Annotated in this window: 18 protein-coding genes; 12 read left to right on the top strand and 6 right to left on the bottom strand. The window is 52.5% G+C overall.

The genetic code is table 11. The annotated features are described in order from the left end of the window. Nucleotides 1–3: 3 nt before the first annotated feature. Both yihT and yihU read right to left on the bottom strand, forming a co-directional pair. Nucleotides 4–882 (bottom strand): sulfofructosephosphate aldolase, encoded by an 879-nt coding sequence (yihT, locus tag OGY62_RS00455; RefSeq protein ID WP_047459903.1) that lies wholly within the window; start codon nucleotides 880–882, stop codon nucleotides 4–6. A gap of 22 nt (nucleotides 883–904) precedes the next feature. After that, nucleotides 905–1,801 (bottom strand): sulfolactaldehyde 3-reductase, encoded by an 897-nt coding sequence (yihU, locus tag OGY62_RS00450; RefSeq protein ID WP_230012458.1) that lies wholly within the window; start codon nucleotides 1,799–1,801, stop codon nucleotides 905–907. 166 nt (nucleotides 1,802–1,967) lie between these two features. Between yihU and OGY62_RS00445 the strand changes: the two genes are divergently transcribed. The 9 genes from OGY62_RS00445 to OGY62_RS00405 all read left to right on the top strand — a co-directional run bounded on the left by OGY62_RS00445 (nucleotide 1,968) and on the right by OGY62_RS00405 (nucleotide 11,104). Next, the gene (locus tag OGY62_RS00445) at nucleotides 1,968–2,864 is read left to right on the top strand and encodes a sugar kinase (protein ID WP_049009345.1); all 897 of its coding nucleotides are present in this window, start codon (nucleotides 1,968–1,970) and stop codon (nucleotides 2,862–2,864) included. Between the two features lie 32 nt (nucleotides 2,865–2,896). Then, nucleotides 2,897–3,700 carry a DeoR/GlpR family DNA-binding transcription regulator gene (locus OGY62_RS00440; RefSeq protein WP_058668368.1) on the top strand — a complete coding sequence of 268 codons (804 nt, stop codon included), beginning with the start codon at nucleotides 2,897–2,899 and terminating at the stop codon, nucleotides 3,698–3,700. Nucleotides 3,701–4,136: 436 nt separating this feature from the next. Continuing rightward, entirely contained in the window at nucleotides 4,137–6,851 is a 2,715-nt protein-coding gene (locus tag OGY62_RS00435; protein WP_286458843.1) for an autotransporter outer membrane beta-barrel domain-containing protein, read from the top strand. Between the two features lie 438 nt (nucleotides 6,852–7,289). Further along, the gene (gene yihX, locus OGY62_RS00430) at nucleotides 7,290–7,889 is read left to right on the top strand and encodes a glucose-1-phosphatase (protein WP_047459890.1); all 600 of its coding nucleotides are present in this window, start codon (nucleotides 7,290–7,292) and stop codon (nucleotides 7,887–7,889) included. After that, nucleotides 7,883–8,755: a virulence factor BrkB family protein gene (locus OGY62_RS00425; protein WP_012133924.1), complete on the top strand. Its 873-nt coding sequence runs from the start codon at nucleotides 7,883–7,885 to the stop codon at nucleotides 8,753–8,755. The genes yihX and OGY62_RS00425 overlap by 7 nt, the downstream gene beginning before the upstream one ends. Then, complete coding sequence (gene dtd / locus OGY62_RS00420) at nucleotides 8,752–9,189, top strand: D-aminoacyl-tRNA deacylase (protein ID WP_047459887.1); 438 nt, start codon at nucleotides 8,752–8,754, stop codon at nucleotides 9,187–9,189. Before OGY62_RS00425 ends, dtd begins: the two co-directional genes overlap by 4 nt. A gap of 44 nt (nucleotides 9,190–9,233) precedes the next feature. Next, nucleotides 9,234–10,175 carry a fatty acid biosynthesis protein FabY gene (fabY, locus tag OGY62_RS00415; protein WP_024130670.1) on the top strand — a complete coding sequence of 314 codons (942 nt, stop codon included), beginning with the start codon at nucleotides 9,234–9,236 and terminating at the stop codon, nucleotides 10,173–10,175. A 312-nt stretch (nucleotides 10,176–10,487) separates the two neighbouring features. Then, the gene (locus OGY62_RS00410) at nucleotides 10,488–10,733 is read left to right on the top strand and encodes a ribbon-helix-helix domain-containing protein (protein ID WP_162790489.1); all 246 of its coding nucleotides are present in this window, start codon (nucleotides 10,488–10,490) and stop codon (nucleotides 10,731–10,733) included. Continuing rightward, nucleotides 10,730–11,104, top strand: a complete 375-nt coding sequence (locus OGY62_RS00405; RefSeq protein WP_047459878.1) for a type II toxin-antitoxin system VapC family toxin — start codon at nucleotides 10,730–10,732, stop codon at nucleotides 11,102–11,104. The genes OGY62_RS00410 and OGY62_RS00405 overlap by 4 nt, the downstream gene beginning before the upstream one ends. A 36-nt stretch (nucleotides 11,105–11,140) precedes the next feature. Here OGY62_RS00405 and fdhE read toward each other — a convergent pair whose 3' ends face one another. Genes fdhE through fdnG form a run of 4 tightly spaced genes read right to left on the bottom strand, consistent with a single transcriptional unit; the run spans nucleotide 11,141 to nucleotide 16,664 of the window. Next, the gene (gene fdhE / locus OGY62_RS00400) at nucleotides 11,141–12,070 is read right to left on the bottom strand and encodes a formate dehydrogenase accessory protein FdhE (RefSeq protein WP_286458842.1); all 930 of its coding nucleotides are present in this window, start codon (nucleotides 12,068–12,070) and stop codon (nucleotides 11,141–11,143) included. Then, nucleotides 12,067–12,702, bottom strand: a complete 636-nt coding sequence (gene fdoI / locus OGY62_RS00395) for a formate dehydrogenase cytochrome b556 subunit (protein WP_049011887.1) — start codon at nucleotides 12,700–12,702, stop codon at nucleotides 12,067–12,069. The genes fdhE and fdoI overlap by 4 nt, the downstream gene beginning before the upstream one ends. Further along, nucleotides 12,699–13,601, bottom strand: a complete 903-nt coding sequence (gene fdoH / locus OGY62_RS00390) for a formate dehydrogenase O subunit beta (RefSeq protein WP_012133916.1) — start codon at nucleotides 13,599–13,601, stop codon at nucleotides 12,699–12,701. Before fdoH ends, fdoI begins: the two co-directional genes overlap by 4 nt. 12 nt (nucleotides 13,602–13,613) lie before the next feature. Continuing rightward, nucleotides 13,614–16,664 (bottom strand): formate dehydrogenase-N subunit alpha, encoded by a 3,051-nt coding sequence (fdnG, locus tag OGY62_RS00385; RefSeq protein WP_115626173.1) that lies wholly within the window; start codon nucleotides 16,662–16,664, stop codon nucleotides 13,614–13,616. Nucleotides 16,665–17,306: 642 nt separating this feature from the next. Here fdnG and OGY62_RS00380 point away from each other — a divergent pair. The 3 genes from OGY62_RS00380 to OGY62_RS00370 all read left to right on the top strand — a co-directional run bounded on the left by OGY62_RS00380 (nucleotide 17,307) and on the right by OGY62_RS00370 (nucleotide 21,231). After that, on the top strand, nucleotides 17,307–18,014 hold the full coding sequence (locus tag OGY62_RS00380) for a DUF1120 domain-containing protein (protein ID WP_112001479.1): 708 nt from the start codon (nucleotides 17,307–17,309) through the stop codon (nucleotides 18,012–18,014). A 73-nt stretch (nucleotides 18,015–18,087) separates the two neighbouring features. Then, entirely contained in the window at nucleotides 18,088–18,771 is a 684-nt protein-coding gene (locus tag OGY62_RS00375; RefSeq protein ID WP_012133912.1) for a fimbria/pilus chaperone family protein, read from the top strand. Between the two features lie 36 nt (nucleotides 18,772–18,807). After that, nucleotides 18,808–21,231, top strand: coding sequence for a fimbrial biogenesis outer membrane usher protein (locus tag OGY62_RS00370; RefSeq protein WP_286458840.1), 2,424 nt, complete (start codon nucleotides 18,808–18,810; stop codon nucleotides 21,229–21,231).

Here is a 21,231-nt window from a genome sequence, read left to right as displayed (position 1 = left end):
ACATTAACGACGGCGGGCCATCATTTCGTCGACGATCTCACCCAAACGCTGCAACTTAGGCACAGAAATATCACGCAGCATCAGTTCGGTATCCGGCAGGCCAATCACCGATGACCAGACGGCGCGACCCGCCAGAAAACCGGATGCGCCCGCGGTCATTGCGACTCTGACCGCCCGAGGGAACAATTTTTCATCAATACCGGAGGAGAGGATGACCCACGGCATATTGATATGCTCGTTCAGGCGCTGTGACGCGGCGAGAAGGTCGTGCTGCGCGCCTTTGCCGTACAGCGGCATTTCAACTTTGTAGAGATCCGCGCCGCTGTCGCCCAACTCTTTCGCGGCATCAATGATGGCCTGTTCACGGTCGAACTTATCGCCACGGCGAGGTGGGCGCACAACCGGTTCGATAATGCTCACCAGACCATTGCTGTGGCACATCTCATTAAATTCTTTGACCATATCAAGACGCTGTTGGGCATCTTCATCGCTGCGCCAGAGCACCAGCAGTTTTAGCGCTTTACCGCCGTCTTGCTTTATCGCTTGTGGATTGATCTTTTTATCAATGACGACGCTATCGACAGGAATGCCATTGCCGGGAATGAACGCATCGGCGGCGACGATCATGGCGCAGTTTTTTGCAATCGCGTTTTGCTCCACCACCTGGCGGTAACAGAACTGTTGGTCAATCAGAATGGCGGAGGCATAAGGAGACAGCGCTTTTGCGGCATTCACTTTGAAATCCGTCAGTACGCTGTCGGCAACAGGAGACTTCGCACCAGCAGCTGCAAACATTAAGCGCATCGCTTCACGCTGATCGACCGCCAGCATGGCAAAGCCGCCGGATGCGCGCGTAATGTCTTTGATGGTGTAGTTGTTCATTCAGTTTTCCTTTATTCAGTCGTTACATTTTGAATTTGTTCGGTAACCCGGCGCTGTTACGCACCTGTTCGAGAATGGCTGTCCAGTCTTCCCGGCCACGACCGGCGGCGCGAGCCTGGTTATAAACTTCACGGGATGCGGCGCCGAGCGGCATCGGCACATGCAGTTGGTTGGCAACATCCAGCGCAATCCCCAGGTCTTTGTGCGCCAGATCGATCATGAAGGAGGGAGAAAGGTCGCCTTTCAGCACTTTGTTGGGCCAGGAGGTGGTGAAGTGGCCTTTGCCTGCCGGGGTTCCGCTCATCACTTTTAACGCGACGTCGAAGGAGAGGCCCAGCGCTTCGCATAACGCGGCGGCTTCGGCAGAAAGCGCATTCAGCGCGATGCTCATATAGTTATTGATAAGCTTTACGCGAATCCCCATGCCGGGGCCGCCAGCGTTAATCAATTCATTGCCCATCGCCATCAGTACCGGCGTTGCGCGCTCCACCTGTTCTGCGCTGCCGCCTGCCAGTAATAGCAACGTCCCCGCAATGGCGTGATCGGACGTTCGACCGACCGGGACATCCATCATGCTGAACCCTCTGGCGCGCATATCTGCGATAAGTTTGTCCGTCTGTAGCGGATGGATGGTGGACATATCGATCACCAGCGCGTCCTGCGACAAGTCTTCGCAAACGCCTTGATCGCCGAATAACACGCTGCGAACGAGATCGCCATTAGGCAGCATTGTGATGACAAACTCGGCCTCTTTCGCCGCCTGCGCCGGGCTGCTGGCAGGACGAGCGCCTTTTTCCACCAGGGTCTGTATGGCGTCGGGGTTCACATCAAAGACGCTGAGCTGATGGCCCTGCTTGAGCAAATTACTCGCCATGGGCGAACCCATCTGGCCTAATCCGACAAATGCAATCACTGCCATATCGTTCTCCTGAAACGTGAATGTCATTTTTTGTCACTTGCGTGACGCTGATTTTGTCTGTTTTTGATCGTATTTGTAATTTATGGTCAAAAAATTGACAGCCGTCACTTTTTAAACATTTTGCGAAATTAAAATAATCGCATCCCGAAATGCTTAAGGAATGACCATGATTCGTGTTGCTTGTGTGGGTATCACCGTGATGGATCGCATCTATTACGTTGAAGGTTTACCGACTGAAGGGGGTAAATATGTGGCGAAACGTTATACGGAAGTGGGAGGCGGGCCTGCTGCAACTGCCGCAGTGGCTGCGGCGAAACTGGGGGCGCAGGTGGACTTTATTGGGCGTGTGGGAGATGACGACACCGGAAACAGCCTGCTGGCGGAGCTGGAATCCCTGGGGGTAAATACCCGCTATACCCGGCGTTACGCGGGGGCGAAGTCCTCACAGTCTGCGGTCATCGTCGATGCGAAAGGGGAGCGGATTATCGTCAATTATCCCAGCCCGGATTTATTGCATGACGCTGACTGGCTTAATGAGATCGACTTTTCTCAATGGGATGTGGTGCTGGCGGATGTTCGCTGGCATGAAGGGGCGAAACGGGCGTTCACGCTGGCGCGCCGGGCCGGAGTCATGACGGTTCTGGATGGCGATGTGACGCCACAGGACATCAGCGAGCTGGTGGCGTTAAGCGATCATGCCGCCTTCTCTGAACCGGGTCTGGCGCGCCTGACGGGAATACAGGATACCGTAAGCGCGTTAAAAAAATCACAAATGCTCACAAATGGACATGTCTATGTCACGCGCGGCGGTGAAGGATGCGACTGGTTAGACGATAATGTCTTCCGGCATCAACCCGGATTCCTGGTAGAGGTGGTCGACACCACCGGCGCGGGGGATGTTTTTCACGGTGCGCTCGCCTTTAGCCTGGCGGGCGGAACGCCAATCGAAGAGGCCGTCAGGTTTGCCAGCGGCGTGGCCGCACTGAAATGCACCCGACCAGGCGGGCGTGCCGGAATCCCTGACTGTGATCAAACCCGATCTTTTCTGTCACTTTTTGTATAAAATGTAAGGCAATGGTTTTTCGAGGAATTTGCATGAGTCTTACTGAACTGACCGGTAACCCACGGCATGATCAGTTGCTGGCGCTGATTGGCGAGCGCGGTTACATGAATATTGACGAACTGGCTGGCCTGCTGGATGTGTCCACGCAGACCGTGCGTCGCGATATCCGCAAACTGAGCGATCAGGGATTGATTACGCGTCATCACGGTGGCGCGGGACGGGCTTCCAGCGTTGTGAATACCGCCTTTGAGCAGCGAGAAGTCTCCTGGACGGAAGAGAAAAAAGCCATCGCGGAAGCGGTGGCGGACTATATTCCAGACGGCTCCACGGTCTTTATCACCATTGGTACGACCGTTGAACAGGTAGCACGGGCGCTGTTAAACCACAATCATCTGCGAATTATCACTAACAGCCTGCGTGTGGCGCATATTCTGTACAATAATCCGCGTTTTGAAGTGATGGTGCCCGGCGGAACGCTTCGCCCGCATAACAGCGGCATTATCGGCCCTTCTGCGACGGCGTTTGTGGCGGGGTTTCGTGCGGACTATCTTGTCACCAGCGTCGGCGCGATAGAAAGCGATGGCGCGTTGCTGGAGTTTGACGTCAATGAAGCCAGTGTGGTGAAAACCATGATGGCTCACTCCCGGCATATTCTCCTTGCTGCCGATCATACGAAATACCATGCTTCCGCAGCGGTAGAGATTGGCAACGTGTCGCAGGTAACGGCGCTGTTTACTGATGAGTATCCTGGCCCGGCATTGCATAACCTGCTTCAGTCACAGCAGGTTGAGATCGTTCAGGTTAGCCCAGGCCTGGATGACGCAACGTCAGTCTGAAGGGGTTATAAACAGAACCGTCTTTTTAGACGGTTCTTTTTCACCTTTTTGCTAAATATATAATCATCCTGGTGGTGATATAAAAATCTTAAAATAAAAGCCACCTGCTTATTGTTACCCTGATAGCTGTTGTTTTATAAGGCGTTTATTCTCCTGCCGGAGATGCTTTTATTTTATAAAAATAGTTATTAAGAATAATGCAAATAAATAAGGTGCATTTTATTTACTGTTATCTCATGAGCCCCTGCCGTACATTGACAGATTAAATGAATACTTGTATTTATTCTGCTAAGGTGACAATTCATTACGCCTTTGAACTCTGACTCTTTAATTATTTAAAGATGAGCGGATGGATTTCGCCTTTTATAAATATCTTATGCACGCGTCTTTGATGCTTTTATCCGAATAAAAAAGCCTTACGGAAAAGGTGGCTCTCATGAAATCTTCTCGTCTTATTCAAAAAACGCCGATCCCGGCAAAGCTTGCGCTCTGTATTGCCAGTGCGCTGGCGTTGAGCGGGCAGGCTGTAGCAGGATGTAGTTACACGTCTACCGCACAACTATTTTGTGACAATACAACTATATATCACTATGGTAATCCGCTCGGAGGAGCTGCAAGGGATTACAGTGGATTTGATGAAGTCCGTATTGATACTACCTCAGAAGGAACTACTTCAGGATTAACTGGCTGGGGTGTCTATATTGATAACATTGGCTATAAATTTAAAAATCTGGTTATCAATACAACAGGCACCGCAGCAGATGGAATACACTCTAAAAATGCAGGCGGTAAACTGGTCGCAGATAATATCTATATTACCGCAACAGGAAGTAGTGCTGATGGAATAAATATTGGTCGCGAATTACAGGCTGATTATTCAATTGTTGAAGTCAATGGTGATGTAACGGTTGATGCTGAAAATGGAATGGGGCTACGCGCCAACGCGTCTGCGAATAAAGACAACGCCCAGTCATCAATAATTATCCATGGTGATACTGATATTGTTACCCGTGGTCCTGGTGGCGCGAATACGGGATACGGGATCTATGCAGGTAGAGATCCCGCGCAATTTACAGGTACAGCAAAAGGCGATGCGAGTATTACGGTTAATGGCACCGCATCAGTCGCGACGTCAGGGCGTAGTGCTCATGCGGTATATGTGGCCCGTAAGGGGTTAATAAACCTTAATAATGTGGATTTGAAAACCTCCGGCGTGAGCGCACATGGCGTTTATGCGTATTCATCTACTGATTCTGCAACGGTGAACCTTAGCGGTGATAGTAAAATTCAGGTTACTGATAGCGGCGCTTATGCCATTTACGCCTATGGTTCACAGGCGTTGGTTCGCTCGTGGGATTATGCTACCGATAGTGCTGGCTCTGGCGTATACGACATTGAAGGAAATTTACGCGCATATTACGGCGGTACGATGGATCTGCGGATGGAAGAGGGGAGCCGTTTTGTGGGGCAAGCGGATTCTTCACAACAAAATAGTAACGCGAACTACCATGGTACGCTGGATCTGGATATAAACGGTGCAAACAGCGAATGGACGATGACCGGTAACTCTGTGGTCTCTACTCTGACGCTGAACCAGGCCGCATTGCGTTATAGCGCAGATGGCGTGTCCCGCGATGACGAAAGTACCTTTAAAACCCTGACCGTGAGGGGCAACTACACCGGCACAGATGCGTTACTGGTGTTGAACACCGTGCTTGAAGGCGATGACTCTTTTACCGATAAACTGATCGTCAAAGGGGATACCTCCGGCAATACCAACGTAGGCATCAATAACATCGGCGGTGTGGGCGATCTGACCCTTAACGGCATTGAGATTGTGGACGTTGAGGGCGTTTCCGACGGAACGTTCACCAAAGCCGGACGTATTGTGGCGGGCGGCTATGACTATGACGTGGTGAAAAATGCCAGTAACTGGTATCTCACCAGCCAGCTAAGCCCGGTGGAGCCAGAACCAGAACCTGAGCCGGAGCCGGAACCAGAAAACCCGGACCCGGTCGATCCACCAACACCGCCGGGACCGGTTGACCCGGTGGACCCGCCGGCACCACCAGGGCCGGTTGATCCCGTGGAACCACCAACGCCGCCAGGGCCGGTCGATCCTGTTGATCCCCCTGCGCCACCAGAGCCACCGCTGCCGCCAGCGCCTGAACCTGGTGAACATCAATACCGCCCTGAATTTGGTAGCTATCTGGCGAACAACTATGCCGCTAATACGCTGTTTATCACCCGTCTGCACGATCGCCTGGGTGAAACCCAGTACACCGACATATTAACGGGTGAGCAGAAAGTGACCAGCATGTGGATGCGTAACGTAGGTGGTCATATGCGCTTTACTGATGGCAGCAAGCAGCTGAAAACGCAGGCTAATCGCTATGTATTGCAGATTGGCGGCGACCTGGCGCAGTGGAGCAGCGATGGTCTCGACCGCTGGCATCTGGGGGTGATGGCGGGTTACGCCAATCAGAAAAGTAAAACGCATAACACCCATAATGGCTACGCTTCACGCGGTCATGTGAACGGCTACAGCGCGGGGGTGTATGCGACGTGGTATGCGAATGAAGCGGATAAAACCGGGACGTATCTGGATAGCTGGGTGCTCTATAACTGGTTTGATAACACCGTGCAGGGTGACCATCTTGCCAGTGAAAAATACAAATCTGACGGTATCACGGCATCCATCGAAGGGGGATACACCTTCCTGATAGGCGAAAGCGAGCGTACGAGTTACTGGCTCCAGCCAAAAGCCCAGGTGATCTGGATGGACGTGCAGGCTGACTCGCACCGTGAAAGCAACGGCACTCAGGTGAAAGACAAAACTGACGGCAACCTGATGACCCGACTCGGTGTGCGTGCATACCTGAAAGGCCATAACGCCATTGATGACGGCAAAGACCGCGAGTTTCAGCCGTTTGTTGAAGCAAACTGGCTCCACAATACCCATAACCAGAGCGTCCAGATGGGGGCGATCCGGGATGAAATCAGCGGCACCAAAAATATTGGTGAGCTAAAAGTTGGTGTGGAAGGGCAAATTAACCCGCGTTTGCAGGTGTGGGGGAATGTAGCTCAGCAGGTAGGCGACAACAGTTACAGCGATACCGCAGCGATGTTGGGGGTGAAATACAGCTTCTGAACCATAATGGTGGATAGCTTACCGGGCCTACGGACTATTTTGTAGGCCGGATAAGGCAAAGCCGCCATCCGGCAGGTCGCCCGGTGGCGCTACCGCTTACCGGGCCTACGGACTATTTTGTAGGCCGGATAAGGCACAGCCGCCATCCGGCAGGTGCCCGGTGGCGCTACCGCTTACCGGGCCTACGGGCTGTTTTGTAGGCCGGATAAGGCACAGCCGCCATCCGGCAGGCGCCCGGTGGCGCTACCGCTTACCGGGCCTACGGACTATTTTGTAGGCCGGATAAGGCAAAGCCGCCATCCGGCGAAAAGTGTTAAGGCGATGCATTGCATCGCCTTTTTTCCGTTTGCGTTAGTCGATTTTTTCCCTGTCCGGCGCATAGTCAAACTCCTGCTTTCCCGCTACAGTTATTCATCCACGGCTTGCAAGGAGAGGATCATGCTCTATATCTTTGATTTAGGTAATGTGATTGTCGATATCGACTTCAACCGCGTGTTAGGTGCATGGAGTGACCTGAGCCGTGTCCCGCTGGCTTCGTTGAAGCAAAGTTTTACGATGGGAGAGGCGTTTCATCAGCATGAGCGGGGGGAGATCACTGATGAAGCCTTCGCAGAAGCGCTGTGCCATGAGATGGCGTTGCCGCTGAGCTATGAGCAATTTTCCCACGGCTGGCAGGCGGTATTTGTCGCATTACGGCCCGAGGTTATCGACATCATGCATAAGCTTCGCGAGCAGGGGCATCGTGTCGTCGTATTGTCTAATACCAACCGTCTGCATACGACCTTCTGGCCGGATGAATACCCTGAAGTTCGCCAGGCTGCCGATCATATTTATCTGTCTCAGGAATTGGGCATGCGTAAACCTGAGGTGCGGATTTACCAGCATGTTTTGCAGACAGAAGGTTTTTCCGCCGCCGATACGGTCTTTTTTGACGACAACGCCGATAATATAGAAGGGGCTAACCAGTTGGGGATCACCAGTATTCTGGTGACGGATAAAACGACCATCCCGGATTATTTCGCGAAGTTGTTATGCTAAAAAACGTGCATCAAAAAGCCAGGCATCATACGCGTCCAGTCAGGGCCTGGCTTAAACTGTTGTGGCAGCGCATTGACGAGGACAATATGACCACCCTGGCGGGGAACCTGGCCTATGTCTCGTTGCTCTCGTTAGTGCCGTTGATCGCCGTCGTTTTTGCGCTTTTCGCCGCCTTTCCCATGTTTTCCGACGTCAGTCTCCAGTTACGTCATTTTATTTTTGCTAACTTCATCCCGGCGACGGGAGATGTTATTCAGCGTTATATTGAGCAGTTCGTCGCAAATTCCAACAAAATGACGGCGGTAGGCGCTTGTGGACTGATCGTCACGGCGCTGTTGCTGATGTATGCCATCGACAGCGCCCTGAACACCATCTGGCGTAGCAAACGCACGCGTCCAAAAGTGTATTCTTTCGCCGTTTACTGGATGATTCTGACCCTGGGGCCACTGCTGGCGGGCGCCAGCCTGGCGATCAGCTCCTATCTGCTTTCTCTGCGCTGGGCCAGCGAGCTCAACACGGTTATCGATAACGTCCTGAGGGTATTCCCTCTGATTCTCTCCTGGATTTCGTTCTGGCTGCTGTACAGCATTGTGCCGACCACGCGCGTACCAAACCGCGATGCCGTCGTCGGCGCTTTTGTCGCAGCGGTACTGTTCGAAGCAGGAAAGAAAGGATTCGCGCTTTATATCACCATGTTCCCGTCATATCAGTTGATTTACGGCGTGCTGGCGGTTATCCCCATTTTGTTTGTCTGGGTGTACTGGACATGGTGTATCGTCTTGCTTGGTGCCGAAATAACTGTCACTCTCGGGGAATACCGCAAACTCAAACAAGCCGCAGAACAAGAAGAAGCAGACCAATCATGATTGCATTAATTCAGCGCGTAACCCGTGCCAGCGTCACCGTGGAGGGCGAGGTGACGGGTGAAATCGGCCAGGGACTTTTAGTGTTATTAGGTGTCGAAAGGGATGATGACGAACAGAAAGCGAATCGCCTGTGCGAGCGCGTGCTCGGTTATCGAATTTTTAGCGATGCCGAAGGCAAAATGAATCTCAACGTGCAACAGGCGGGGGGAAGCGTGCTGGTGGTGTCGCAATTTACGCTGGCCGCCGATACTGAACGCGGTATGCGACCGGGCTTCTCAAGAGGCGCCGCGCCGGATCGCGCTGAAGCGCTGTATGAATACTTTGTTGAGCGCTGCCGCCAACAGGAAATGAACACGCAAACCGGACGTTTCGCTGCCGATATGCAGGTCTCGCTGGTCAATGATGGCCCCGTAACGTTCTGGCTACAGGTATGAGCCAGCTTCCGGCGTGGCCGCGGGTAACAAGAGAGAGTACAGCTATGTATCACCTTCGAGTACCGCAAACAGAAGAAGAATTAGCGCGTTACTACCAGTTTCGCTGGGAAATGCTGCGCAAACCGCTCCACCAGCCGAAAGGCTCCGAACGCGATGCCTGGGATGCGATGGCGCATCATCAAATGGTGGTGGATGAAGAGGGGAACCTGGTTGCGGTAGGGCGTTTGTATATCAATGCGGATAACGAAGCCTCTATTCGTTTCATGGCCGTTGAACCGTCTGTTCAGGATAAAGGGCTGGGAACGTTGATGGCGATGACCCTGGAGTCCGTGGCGCGCCAGGAAGGGGTAAAACGCGTCACCTGTAGCGCCCGTGAAGATGCGGTAGCGTTCTTCGCCAAACTTGGCTTTGTGAATCAAGGGGAAATCACGACCCCGCAAACCACGCCGGTTCGCCATTTTCTGATGATTAAACCGGTCGCGACGCTGGATGACATTCTGCACCGTGGCGACTGGTGTGGGCAGCTTCAGCAGGCCTGGTATGAGCACATCCCGTTAAGTGAAAAAATGGGGGTGCGCATTCAGCAGTACACTGGTCAGAAATTTATTACGACCATGCCTGAAACGGGCAATCAGAATCCGCACCACACGTTGTTTGCCGGGAGTTTGTTTTCACTGGCAACGCTTACCGGCTGGGGGCTGATCTGGCTCATGCTGCGCGAGCGTCATCTGGGCGGTACGATTATTCTCGCCGATGCGCATATTCGCTACAGCAGACCCATCAGCGGCAAACCCAGCGCAATCGCCGATCTGGGGTCGTTGAGCGGCGATCTGGACAGGCTGGCGCGAGGCCGTAAAGCACGCGTGCAACTGCAAGTGGAGTTGTTTGGCGACGAGACGTCAGGCGCAGTTTTTGAAGGTATTTATATCGTATTGCCGGCAAAACCGTTTGGCCCTTATGAAGAGGGCGGCAACGAGGAAGAGTAGGATAAAGGGGGTCATCCCCCTTTATTCGATATTTTGCGCCCGTGAAGAGGGGCGACCCGCAGCGATAAACGCCTCAACCAGCTGTGCAATACCGCTTTCCAGTGCCATTTTTACTCCCTTAATCTGTATGGATATACAGCGTTATAACCTGGTTTTTAGCGAAAAGAAACGGGGAGTGCTGACGAGGTTGCAATTCTGGAAAGCGGCTCGTAAAAGCAAAAATCGCGCTCATAGAGTCTTTTTTCTGGTCTTTCATCGGTGTATGTTGTTTGAAAATTAATCGCCAATGATATACTGGAGGTATATATGAGTATGATGGCTGGGATGGAAATGGGCAGAATATTACTTGATTTATCAGATGAAGTTATCAAGCGGCTTGATGACCTCAAACAACAGCGTAATCTTCCGCGAGCAGAGCTATTACGCGAAGCAGTTGAACAATACCTGGAAAGGCAGGGACAAGCCGAAACCACTATTTCCGATGCGCTGGGGCTCTGGCAAGGTTGCGAAGAAGATGGCGTTGAATACGAAAGGAAGCTCCGCGAGGAGTGGCAATGATTAAAGGTCCGGTGTTGTTTGACACCAATATTCTCATTGATTTATTTAGCGGGCGTGATGAAGCGAAGAAGGCTCTCGAAGCTTACTCACCCCAGAATGCCATTAGTCTCATTACCTGGATGGAAGTGATGGTAGGGGCAAAAAAGTACCATCAGGAATCCCGCACACGTATAGCATTGAGCGCTTTTAACGTTATTGGCGTTTCACAGGATATTGCCGAAAGAAGTGTCAGTCTCAGGCAGGAATATGGGATGAAGTTGCCGGATGCGGTTATTCTGGCTACAGCGCACATTCATCGTTTTGCGCTCGTGACGCGCAATACAAAGGACTTCGCGGGGATTCCGGGAGTCATTACGCCTTATCATTTATAAGCCGGGCGGCACGCGCCACCCGACCTGACGTCAGAATTACTCCCCTTCGCCCGGGAACAGGAACGGGTTGATGGAGCTGCGGGCAAAGCCCTCTTGCTCCATGCGCGCGTCCAGCACCAGTGAGGCGAGATCGTCGGCGACGGCTTCCACTTTCGGGTCTTTTTCCTGATACAGAATCTTCAGGTAAGTACCGCAGTCACCACAGCTTTCTGCTTTAATCGACGCCTGTTCGTTATCCAGCGACCAGTAGTGCAGATCGCGACTCTGCTCGCAGTTGCTGCATTTAACGCGCACCACATGCCACTCGGTTTCGCACAGGTTGCAGTGCAGGTAACGCAGACCCTGCGTGGTGCCGATTTGCACCATGCTGGAAACCGGCATTGAGCCGCACACCGGGCAATACTGACGCTGTTCGCCGTACTCCGCACGGGCTTTACCGGGGATCAGGCTGGCCATTTGCGCCCAATAGAGCGACAGCGCCGCCCAGATAAACGGGGCCTTATCACTGCTGACGGAGGCAAAATCGGATTCAAACAGCGCGCTCGCCATTTGCTCCAGTTCCTGTTCCGAAGCCTTCTCCAGATTTTCGATTACCGCCAGCGCGGGGCCGCTCATCTCCGGTTTCAGCTCAGCAATCAGCGAATGCAGCAGTTTCTGCCAGTGCTTATCGCGCGGTAAAACGTGAATGTCCAGCGGCGGTTTGCCCTGCGCGTTCGCTTCTTTGATGCGCGCGGTCAGATCCATCTCCAGCGGATGGTCGTACAGCACCACTTCCTGGGCATGTGCGATCAGCGCGGCAAAGCGCAGATAATCGCCCAGCGGGTTGTTTTCGGCCAGCTCGCGCAGACGCTCGGCGCGGCGGTTATACAAATTTTTGAGCCGGGGGAACAATAACGGCGGAATCATATCCGCCGTACGTTTCTCGCTCTTCGCCAGCTCATCTTGCGGGATTATGCGAATACTCATTCAGATGACTTTTCCTGTTTCTGGCGGACTTCACGGTACCAGCGCGGGTGATGTTTCTTCGCCCATGACCGGGTTACCCATCCCTCCACCATCGCGGTAATGGTGCCTTTCACCCAGAGGGCGGCGTAAATGTGCACCATGATAACCACAATTAACGCTACTGCGGCAAATGAATGCAGCATTAACGCGAATCGGATCACCGGGATTGAGAAAGCAGGCGCAAAATACGGACGCCAGATGATCACTCCACTGACCAGCAACAGGACCAGGAAAATAATCGCCGCCCAGAATACGCATTTCTGGCCGAAGTTATAACGTCCGGTGTCGCCGACTTCCTCGTTGACGACGATCTTACGAATATTCTTCGCCCAAAAGATATCATCCCGATTGATTAGATTGTGGTGCCAGTAACGGAAAAACATGATGATGAATGAGGCGAACATGATCACGCCCACGAACGGGTGCACAATGCGCGCCAGCTGTGGGGTGCCCATAATATGCATCAGCCAGTTGAAGGACGGGAACAAAAAGCCCAGTCCGCTCACCGCCGCCAGTACGAAACAGAAGGCGGTTACCCAGTGGTTGATGCGTTCCGGCGCCGTATAGCGCACGATGGTGTCACGTCGTTTCATTTGCGCACCTCGTCTTTCTCTTCATGCAGATTGTCTTCTTCCTCATCTGCACGGTTCGGGCCGACACCGACATAGTGGAAGATGCTGGCCGCAAAGGTCGCAGCAAAGCCGACCGCTGCGAGAGGTTTCCAGATGCCTTTCCAGAATTTCACCGTCGCGCTGATTTCCGGGTTTTCCGGCAGACCGTGGTACAGATTCGGTTTGTCGGCATGGTGCAGCACGTACATGACGTGAGTACCGCCGACGCCCGCCGGATCGTACAGACCTGCATTGTCGTAACCACGGGTTTTCAGCTCAGCCACACGTTCGCCTGCCAGCGTTTTCATCGCCTCTTTGGAACCAAAGTGGATAGCGCCAGTCGGGCAGGTCTTCACGCAGGCCGGTTCTTGCCCCACCACCACGCGGTCAACGCACAGCGTACATTTATAAACGCGGTTGTCGTCCGGGTTGAGGCGCGGCACATCGAACGGACAACCGGCGATGCAGTAGCCGCAGCCGATGCACTGTTCAGACTGGAAGTCGACAATGCCGTTGGCATACTGAATGATAGCCCCTTCTGCCGGACATGCCTTCAGGCAGCCCGGATCGGCGCAGTGCATACAGCCATCCTTACGGATAAGCCATTCCAGTTTGTCGTCTTGCTCCACTTCCGAGAAGCGCATCACCGTCCAGGATTTTGCGGTCAGATCAGCCGGGTTGTCGTACACCCCGATGTTGCTGCCCACTTCATCACGGATGTCGTTCCATTCCGAACAGGCCACCTGACAGGCTTTACAGCCAATACAGGTGGTGACGTCGATAAGCTTCGCCACCTCTTGCTGGTGATCCCGCGCCTGTGGCGCGGGAGTGAAACCGTTAGTCGCGGAACGACGAATGATGTCTTGCGATTGATAAGCCATAGGTCGTCTCCGTTACACCTTTTCCACATTCACCAGGAAGGACTTGAACTCCGGCGTCTGCGTATTCGCATCACCGACGAATGGCGTGAGCGTATTGGCGATAAAGCCTTTTTTCGCCACCCCTTCGTAGCCCCAATGAATAGGAATACCGATGGTATCGATATCCTTGCCGTCTGCTTTCAGCGTGCGAATGCGCTTGGTCACTACCGCCTTGGCTTTGATATAGCCACGGTTGGAGGAGACTTTTACGGTATCGCCATGCGCGATGCCGAGCTTGTTCGCCAGCTTCTCGCCGATCTCCACAAACTGTTCCGGCTGCGCGATAGCGTTAAGCAGCGCGTGTTTGGTCCAGTAGTGGAAGTGCTCGGTCAGACGGTAAGTTGTTCCGACGTAAGGGAACTTATCGGCTTTACCCAACGCCTCTGCGTCGCCTTTAAAGATACGGGCGGCAGGGTTGGAGATAACGTTCGGGTGCAGCGGGTTCGTCCCCAGCGGCGTTTCAAACGGCTCGTAGTGTTCCGGGAACGGCCCTTCCGCCATCTTGTCGAGCGCGAACAGGCGACCCATCCCTTCCGGCTGCATGATGAACGGCCCGACGTTGCTACCCGGCGCAGCGGCGCTGTAGTCAGGGATATCCATCCCGCCCCATTTCGCGCCGTCCCATTTCAGGATTTGGCGCTTCGGATCCCACGGGTTGCCCTGTGGGTCTGCGGAGGCGCGGTTATACAGAATGCGGCGGTTCAGCGGCCATGCCCATGCCCACCCCAGCGTATTGCCGAGGCCTGACGGATCGGAGTTATCGCGGCGCGCCATCTGATTGCCTTCCGGCGTCCAGCTACCGGCGAAAATCCAGCATCCGCTGGAGGTGGTGCCATCGTCACGCAGCTGGGCGAACGAGCTGAGCTGTTGGCCTTTCTTCACGATCACCGCCCCCGTTGCCGGGTCGATAAGATCGGCCAGCGCCTTACCGTTACTTTCCATCGCCACTTCTTCCGAAGACGGTTCATGCGGCGTGGAGTAGTTCCAGGTCATATTCAGTACCTGTTCCGGGTTTGCGCCGCCTTGCTCGGCGTACATCTTACGCAGGCGTAAGAAGATACCGGCCAGGATCTCGCCGTCGGTTACGGCGTCGCCGGGGGCGTCCGCGCCTTTCCAGTGCCATTGCAGCCAGCGGCCGGAGTTGACGATAGAACCGTTCTCTTCGGCGAAGCAGGTTGACGGCAGACGGAACACTTCAGTCTGGATTTTCGACGGATCAACATCGTTCGACTCACCGTGGTTTTGCCAGAAGGTGGACGTTTCGGTATTGAGCGGGTCGATAGTCACCAGGAACTTCAGTTTAGAGAGTGACGCAACCACTTTGTTTTTGTTCGGGAATGAGGCGACCGGGTTAAAGCCCTGGCAGAGATAGCCATTGACCTTGCCTTCGTTCATCATCTCGAAGTATTGCAGGACGTCGTACCCTTTGTCCCACTTCGGCAACCAGTCGAAGCCCCAGTCATTGTCCTTCGTCGCGTTATCGCCAAAGAAGGCTTTCATCATAGAAACGAAGAATTTCGGGTAGTTGCTCCAGTAGTTGACCTGACCTTCCAGCAGCGGTTTTGGCGTGTTGGCGGCAAGGTAGGTTTGCAGGTCGGTCTGTTTTTCGCTGGGCAGCGTCATGTAACCCGTCAGGCTTTGCGACAGCAACCCTAAGTCAGTCAGCCCCTGAATGTTGGAGTGACCGCGCAGCGCGTTGACGCCGCCGCCAGCCATCCCCATGTTGCCGAGCAACAGTTGGATCATCGCCATCGTGCGGATGTTTTGCGCGCCGATGGAGTGCTGCGTCCAGCCGAGGGCATACAGGAACGACGCGGTTTTATCTTTGACGCTGGTTTCCGCAATGTATTCGCATACTTTCAGGAAATCGGCTTTCGGCGTGCCGCAGATATTTTCCACCACATCCGGCGTATAGCGGGAAACGTGCTGCTTGAGCAGGTTCCACACGCAGCGAGGATGTTGCAGCGTGGTGTCGCGTTTAGCGAAGCCATTTTCATCCAGTTCGTAGGCCCAACTGGTTTTGTCGTACTTGCGTTTATCCGCGTCATAGCCCGTAAACAGGCCATCTTCGAAGCCAAAATCTTCACGCACGATCAGGCTGGCGTTGGTATAGGCTTCGGTGTATTCGCGGTTGTATTTTTCGTTGTTCAGCAGGTACAGCAGTACGCCTGACAGGAAGGCAATGTCAGTACCGGAACGGATAGGGGCATAGAAATCGGCCACCGACGCCGTACGCGTGAAGCGAGGATCAATCACAATCAGCTTCGCGCCGTTGTGAATTTTAGCTTCCATCGCCCAACGGAACCCTACCGGGTGGGCTTCAGCGGCGTTACCGCCCATCACCACGATGAGGTTGGCGTTCTTCATGTCGACCCAGTGGTTGGTCATCGCACCGCGACCAAATGTTGGAGCAAGACTTGCTACCGTTGGTCCGTGTCAGACACGCGCCTGGTTGTCGACCGCGAGCATACCGAGCGCGCGGGAGAATTTTTGCGTTAAATAGCCGGTTTCGTTACTGGATGCGGAAGCGCACAGCATCCCGGTGGAGAGCCAGCGGTTAACGGTCACGCCTTCGGCGTTCTGTGCAACGTAGTTGGCGTCGCGGTCCTCTTTCATCAGTTTAGCGATGCGGTCGAATGCCTCATCCCAACTGATTTGCTGCCATTTATCTGAACCTGGCGCGCGGTATTCCGGGTATTTCAGGCGGCTTTCGGAGTGAATGAAGTCCACCAGACCGGCCCCTTTCGGGCAAAGCGCGCCACGGCTGACCGGATGATCCGGATCGCCCTCGATGTGGAAGATAGATGCTTTGGCGTTTTTTGCACCGTCGCCGAGGCTGTACATTAACAGCCCACAACCAACGGAACAGTAAGTGCAGGTGTTACGGGTTTCGCGGGTGCGCAGCAATTTATATTGCCGTGTTTCCGCTAGCGCTACGCTGGGTGCGAAACCCAGTGCCGCCGCCGTGGTGCCTGCCATACCGCCAGCGCAGATCTTAAAGAACTGCCTTCTGCTGACCTGCATGGTTTGCTCCTTGTTTCGACATTGCTATGTAGTTTTACTTTGCGGACCACCATGAAACCGGCCGCAAAGGGAAGAATTTGCGCATTCCCTCAGTTCCGGGAGGGATATAACTCAGGATACCATAATGTTGGTAGGTGTGTTCTGTTGCGGTTAAATAAAAGTGAATGAGTTTTCATGATGGCAACATGAAAATGTGATGCTTATCACATTGAGGCATAATGAATGACGAGCTTTGCAACCGAAAAAGCAGGAGCTAATACTTTAGAGTTAATAAATTTCGCTGCGTAATCATCACTATGTTAAATAATTGTGTTGTTGTTCGAAAAGAGATGAGGTATCAGCATTCTTTATCGGTAGTTCTGGATGGATCGACTTTTCTGGCGGTAGATAATATTTATTATTTATACAATAACGGGATTTAATCTTTTATATGAATCATTGTATATGTCTGGTGAATATATATAAGGATTTCCTTTGAGGATTTTCCTGGAATAAATTCTTAAAAATAATCTTTCGATTGTATGGTTTTTTGACAAATGATAAATTTCGCCAACCAATATTTTATGTTGGTGTCATGTCAATTTTTTGAAATATGCAGAGGTCATCATTATATAAAGTGGCTTCTTTTATAAGGAAATAAAAATGAATGTTTTTTTTAAAAAAAGCCTGATGGCGTCTGTGCTGGCGCTGACGGCTTCCTCCGTTATGGCGGCACCGAGCGTTGATATTAAAGTATCAGGGAAAATTGTTCCTGCTTCCTGTATTCCGTCATTCCCAAGCGGCGGCGGTATCGCTGATTTTGGCACCATCAAAGTGGCGTCATTAAATTCAACTGCGCCAACCGCGCTGCCTGACATTAAAACCGTGCCAGTCGCCATTACCTGTGAAGAAGATACGCGTGTCGGCGTTTCTTTTACTGATATGCATAGCGCTTCTGCACCGACCACCGGTTATGCCATTAATTTCGCATCGACTGATTTTATTTCTTCTGCTAATTATCTTTTTGGCCTGGGGCTGTACGGTAGCCAGAAAATTGGGGCATATGCGCTGGGTATTCAGATTGATTCAGGAACGCTGACTAACGGCAATGGCGATAACCTGATTGCCTATTTCTCAACAAATGACGGCACTACCTGGGGAACAAAAGCAGGCAACAGCTATATGCAGATTGTAAGTAATAACAGCGAGGTTTACAGCTTTGGTAAAAGCTCGGCTGATGCGCCAGAACCGCAAACAAAAGTCAACTTTAACGTCGGTGTGTCTGCGATTATCAACCCGACAGACGATCTGCAAATTACCGATGAAGCGACGCTTGACGGCTTAACCACCGTAGAGCTGGTATATCTGTAATTACACTGCACGTATCGTAGATGCTCCCCATATTACTATGGGGAGCAGTTATGAATATTAATGGACTAATATTATGCTTTCCTTCAAGAAAACATTAATCTGCGCCTGTTTATTGGCGTCATTTAACTGTCTGGCTGCCGGGATGGTGCCCGACACGTCGCTGCTGCTGATTAATGAAGAAGAGCAAGGCGGCAGTATGGATGTCAAAAACACCGATGCTGATGCCCAGCTCTTGTATACCAAAATCGTCAATCTTCCAGACGATCCTCAGCCTGGCCTGATTGTCACGCAACCCGTTACGCGTGTTGATGCCGGTAAGACGCAACGTGTGCGATTCGTTCTTAAAAATAGCGCGGAGCCGTTAAAAGTTGAGCATTTGAAGCGCGTTATTTTTACGACCATCCCGCAACGGGATAAAAACAAAGTTAAAGTGGTCTTTAGCCAAAACCTTCCCGTCATTATTCATCCTTCGGGTTTAGATGTGAATATGGAGCCGTGGAAAGATCTCCAGTGGCATATGCGCGGCGGAAAACTCAGCGTAGAAAATAAAACGCCTTATGTTATCCGTCTGGAACAGAAAGTAAAATTATTGCCATCAGGCGCGCACGCTGATTTACCAAAGGCTTATATTCTGCCGGGTGAAACAATAAGTGCCCATGCCTCGACCACATTATCCGCACTGGATAAAAATATCGAAATGTATCCTGCTACGCGCTATGGCTATAAGGCGAAGAGTTTTGTCGCAGAAATAAAATAATTAATCTCAGTTTATTGTAAAACACATGGAGTGGTTATGATTCGCGGTTCCGCTAAAAAAGGAATTATTGTGTTTTGTCTGACGGCAATCGCTTTCAGTATACGGGCGGAAATAATGCCGACCTCTACTGGAACGATGGAGTTGGCGAGAGCGGTATTTGATACTGATGCATTAGAATCTAATGGTCTCGATCCTGTGATTGCTGATTATTATTCCTTAGCGTCCCGGTTCACTCCTGGTGTCCATAATGTGACCGTTATTATTAATGGCAAGAAACACAGTGTCATGTCGGTTAAGTTTAATGAGGAAGGGCAGCCCTGTATTGATAAAGCATTTCTGGAAAGCGCAGGACTCATCACGAAAATAAAAAGAGAAACCTGCCCGCTGATCCATCAATACTGGTCTACGGCAACCGTTAGCGCTACGCCTGAAACAGAAGAAATGTCGCTGGTTGTTCCGCAGGAAGCGATTGATCCAGATAATAACCGACAGGTCGCGGACGTTCGCGGTGGTCATGCCGCAATGCTGAATTACTCCATGTTTGGCACGCATTATAAATATGACGGCGATAATTCAGACCGCTTTCAGTCAACGTTTGAACTTGGTTTTAATGCGGGTGACTGGATTGTGCGCAGCACACAATTCGTCAGCGACGGCAGCGACCAGAAATTAGAAACCGACTCGTATTATACCTACGCGCAACGCACTTTCGCCGACTATGGCGTGATGGTGCAGGGCGGGCAAATCAACATTGCCAACAGCCGCTTTAGTATTCCATCGGTCTACGGTGTGCAAGTCATGCCGGATAATACCCTGCTGCCGAACGAGGGGAGCGGCGTCGAGGTGACGGGGATCGCCAGATATTCTCAGGCGCGCGTGGATATTCGCCAGGGCGGGCAGATCATCTATTCAACGCTTGTTCCCGCTGGCCCCTTTACCTTAACCGATGTGCCCATTGCTAACCTCAACACCGACCTGAATGTCACGGTGACGGAGACCGATGGAAGCGAAAGCCATTTTACCGTATCGGCGAGCACGTTTCGTAGCAACCATGTCGGCAGGGCGCCGGGCTTTTCTCTGGCCGTGGGGCGTGCGGAAGATATGGACACGAATTTTGAGCAGCCCTGGATTGTGTCGGCGTCTGATGGCTGGTCAGTGAATAATCGTATGAATCTCATGGCCGGAATGGTGATGGCGGATAACCACTATTACGGTTTCTCTGCCAATGTGGATACCGTTCCCGTACAGAATTTATATGCCTCGCTCGGGTTTCTTGGGTCGATCGATAACCGTAGCCAGACTGATGGGCACAAAACCACGCTGGATCTTGGGTATTCCTTGCCCTGGGGGATGGGGATTTCGCTGGGCGGCAGCTACGGCACGGCGGACTATCGCGAAATGCAGGAACTGTATAGCGACGACGATGATTACTCCCCAACGAAATACGATACGAACGTCGCGGTCAGTTGGTCGGATACGCTTCTGGGACGTTTTTCACTCGGCTACTACCGTAATGAGGCCTGGGACAGCGACTATAATAGCCGCCGCATTATCTCTTCCTGGTCGCAAACCTATAAATATTTCAGCGTCAGCGTGAACTGGGAATCGGATATCAGTCGTGGGGATGAGAGCGATCGCGATATGTTCTACGTGAACGTTTCTGTTCCGTTAGGCCGTACCGGTGTTTCAACGAACTCGTGGTATCGCGAGAGTGAAGGAAGAAGCTCTTATGGCACGCGGGCGATGGGGTCGCTGAATGACGACAACCAATACACGGTCGGCGTGTCTCGCGATCAGGACGAAAGTGTTACCGACTGGGATAGCTCGCTCAACAGCAATCTTCACTATACCACGCTGTCCGTGGCGGCTGGCGGCGATAACGACAGCAATACGAACTACTCTGCCGCATTGAGTGGCGGCATTGTGGCGCATGACGATGGCGTGACCTTCTCACCGTATCCGGTCGCGGACACGTATGCCATTACCCAACTGGACAAGCCTGTTGCCGGTATCGAAATCGTGACGTCGCGCGGGCCCGTCTGGACCGATAAATGGGGCCAGGCCGTCGTCCCGTCATTGACGCCGTTCCATGAAAGTACGCTGGAACTCAATACCCAAAGTCTTCCGGGCAATCTTGACGTCAATAATGGCCGGACGGCGATTAAAGCGTCGCACGGGGCGGTCGCGAAATGGCAATTCACCACGCTGAGTCAGCGGCGCGTGCTGCTTTCTGTCATGCGCGCAGACGGTACTCCGTTGCCAAAAGGCGTCTCCATTGTCAACGACGCCGGGGAATACATCACTTCCGCGCCAGAGGACGGTTTGATCTTCCTGAATGATATCTCAGCAAGCCATCAGCTGTATGCGAAGGTGGACGGTGGACGATGCAAACTGAACTACACCCTGCCGGAAGCCGATCCGCAGAAATTCTACGAGGAGATAAAAGGGAAATGTCTCTAA

The organism is Citrobacter sp. CK198 (assembly GCF_030333295.1).
Lineage (GTDB): Bacteria > Pseudomonadota > Gammaproteobacteria > Enterobacterales > Enterobacteriaceae > Citrobacter_B > Citrobacter_B koseri.
The sequence above is the reverse complement of the archived record's forward strand: the minus strand, read 5'-3'. Positions and strand labels throughout refer to the sequence as shown.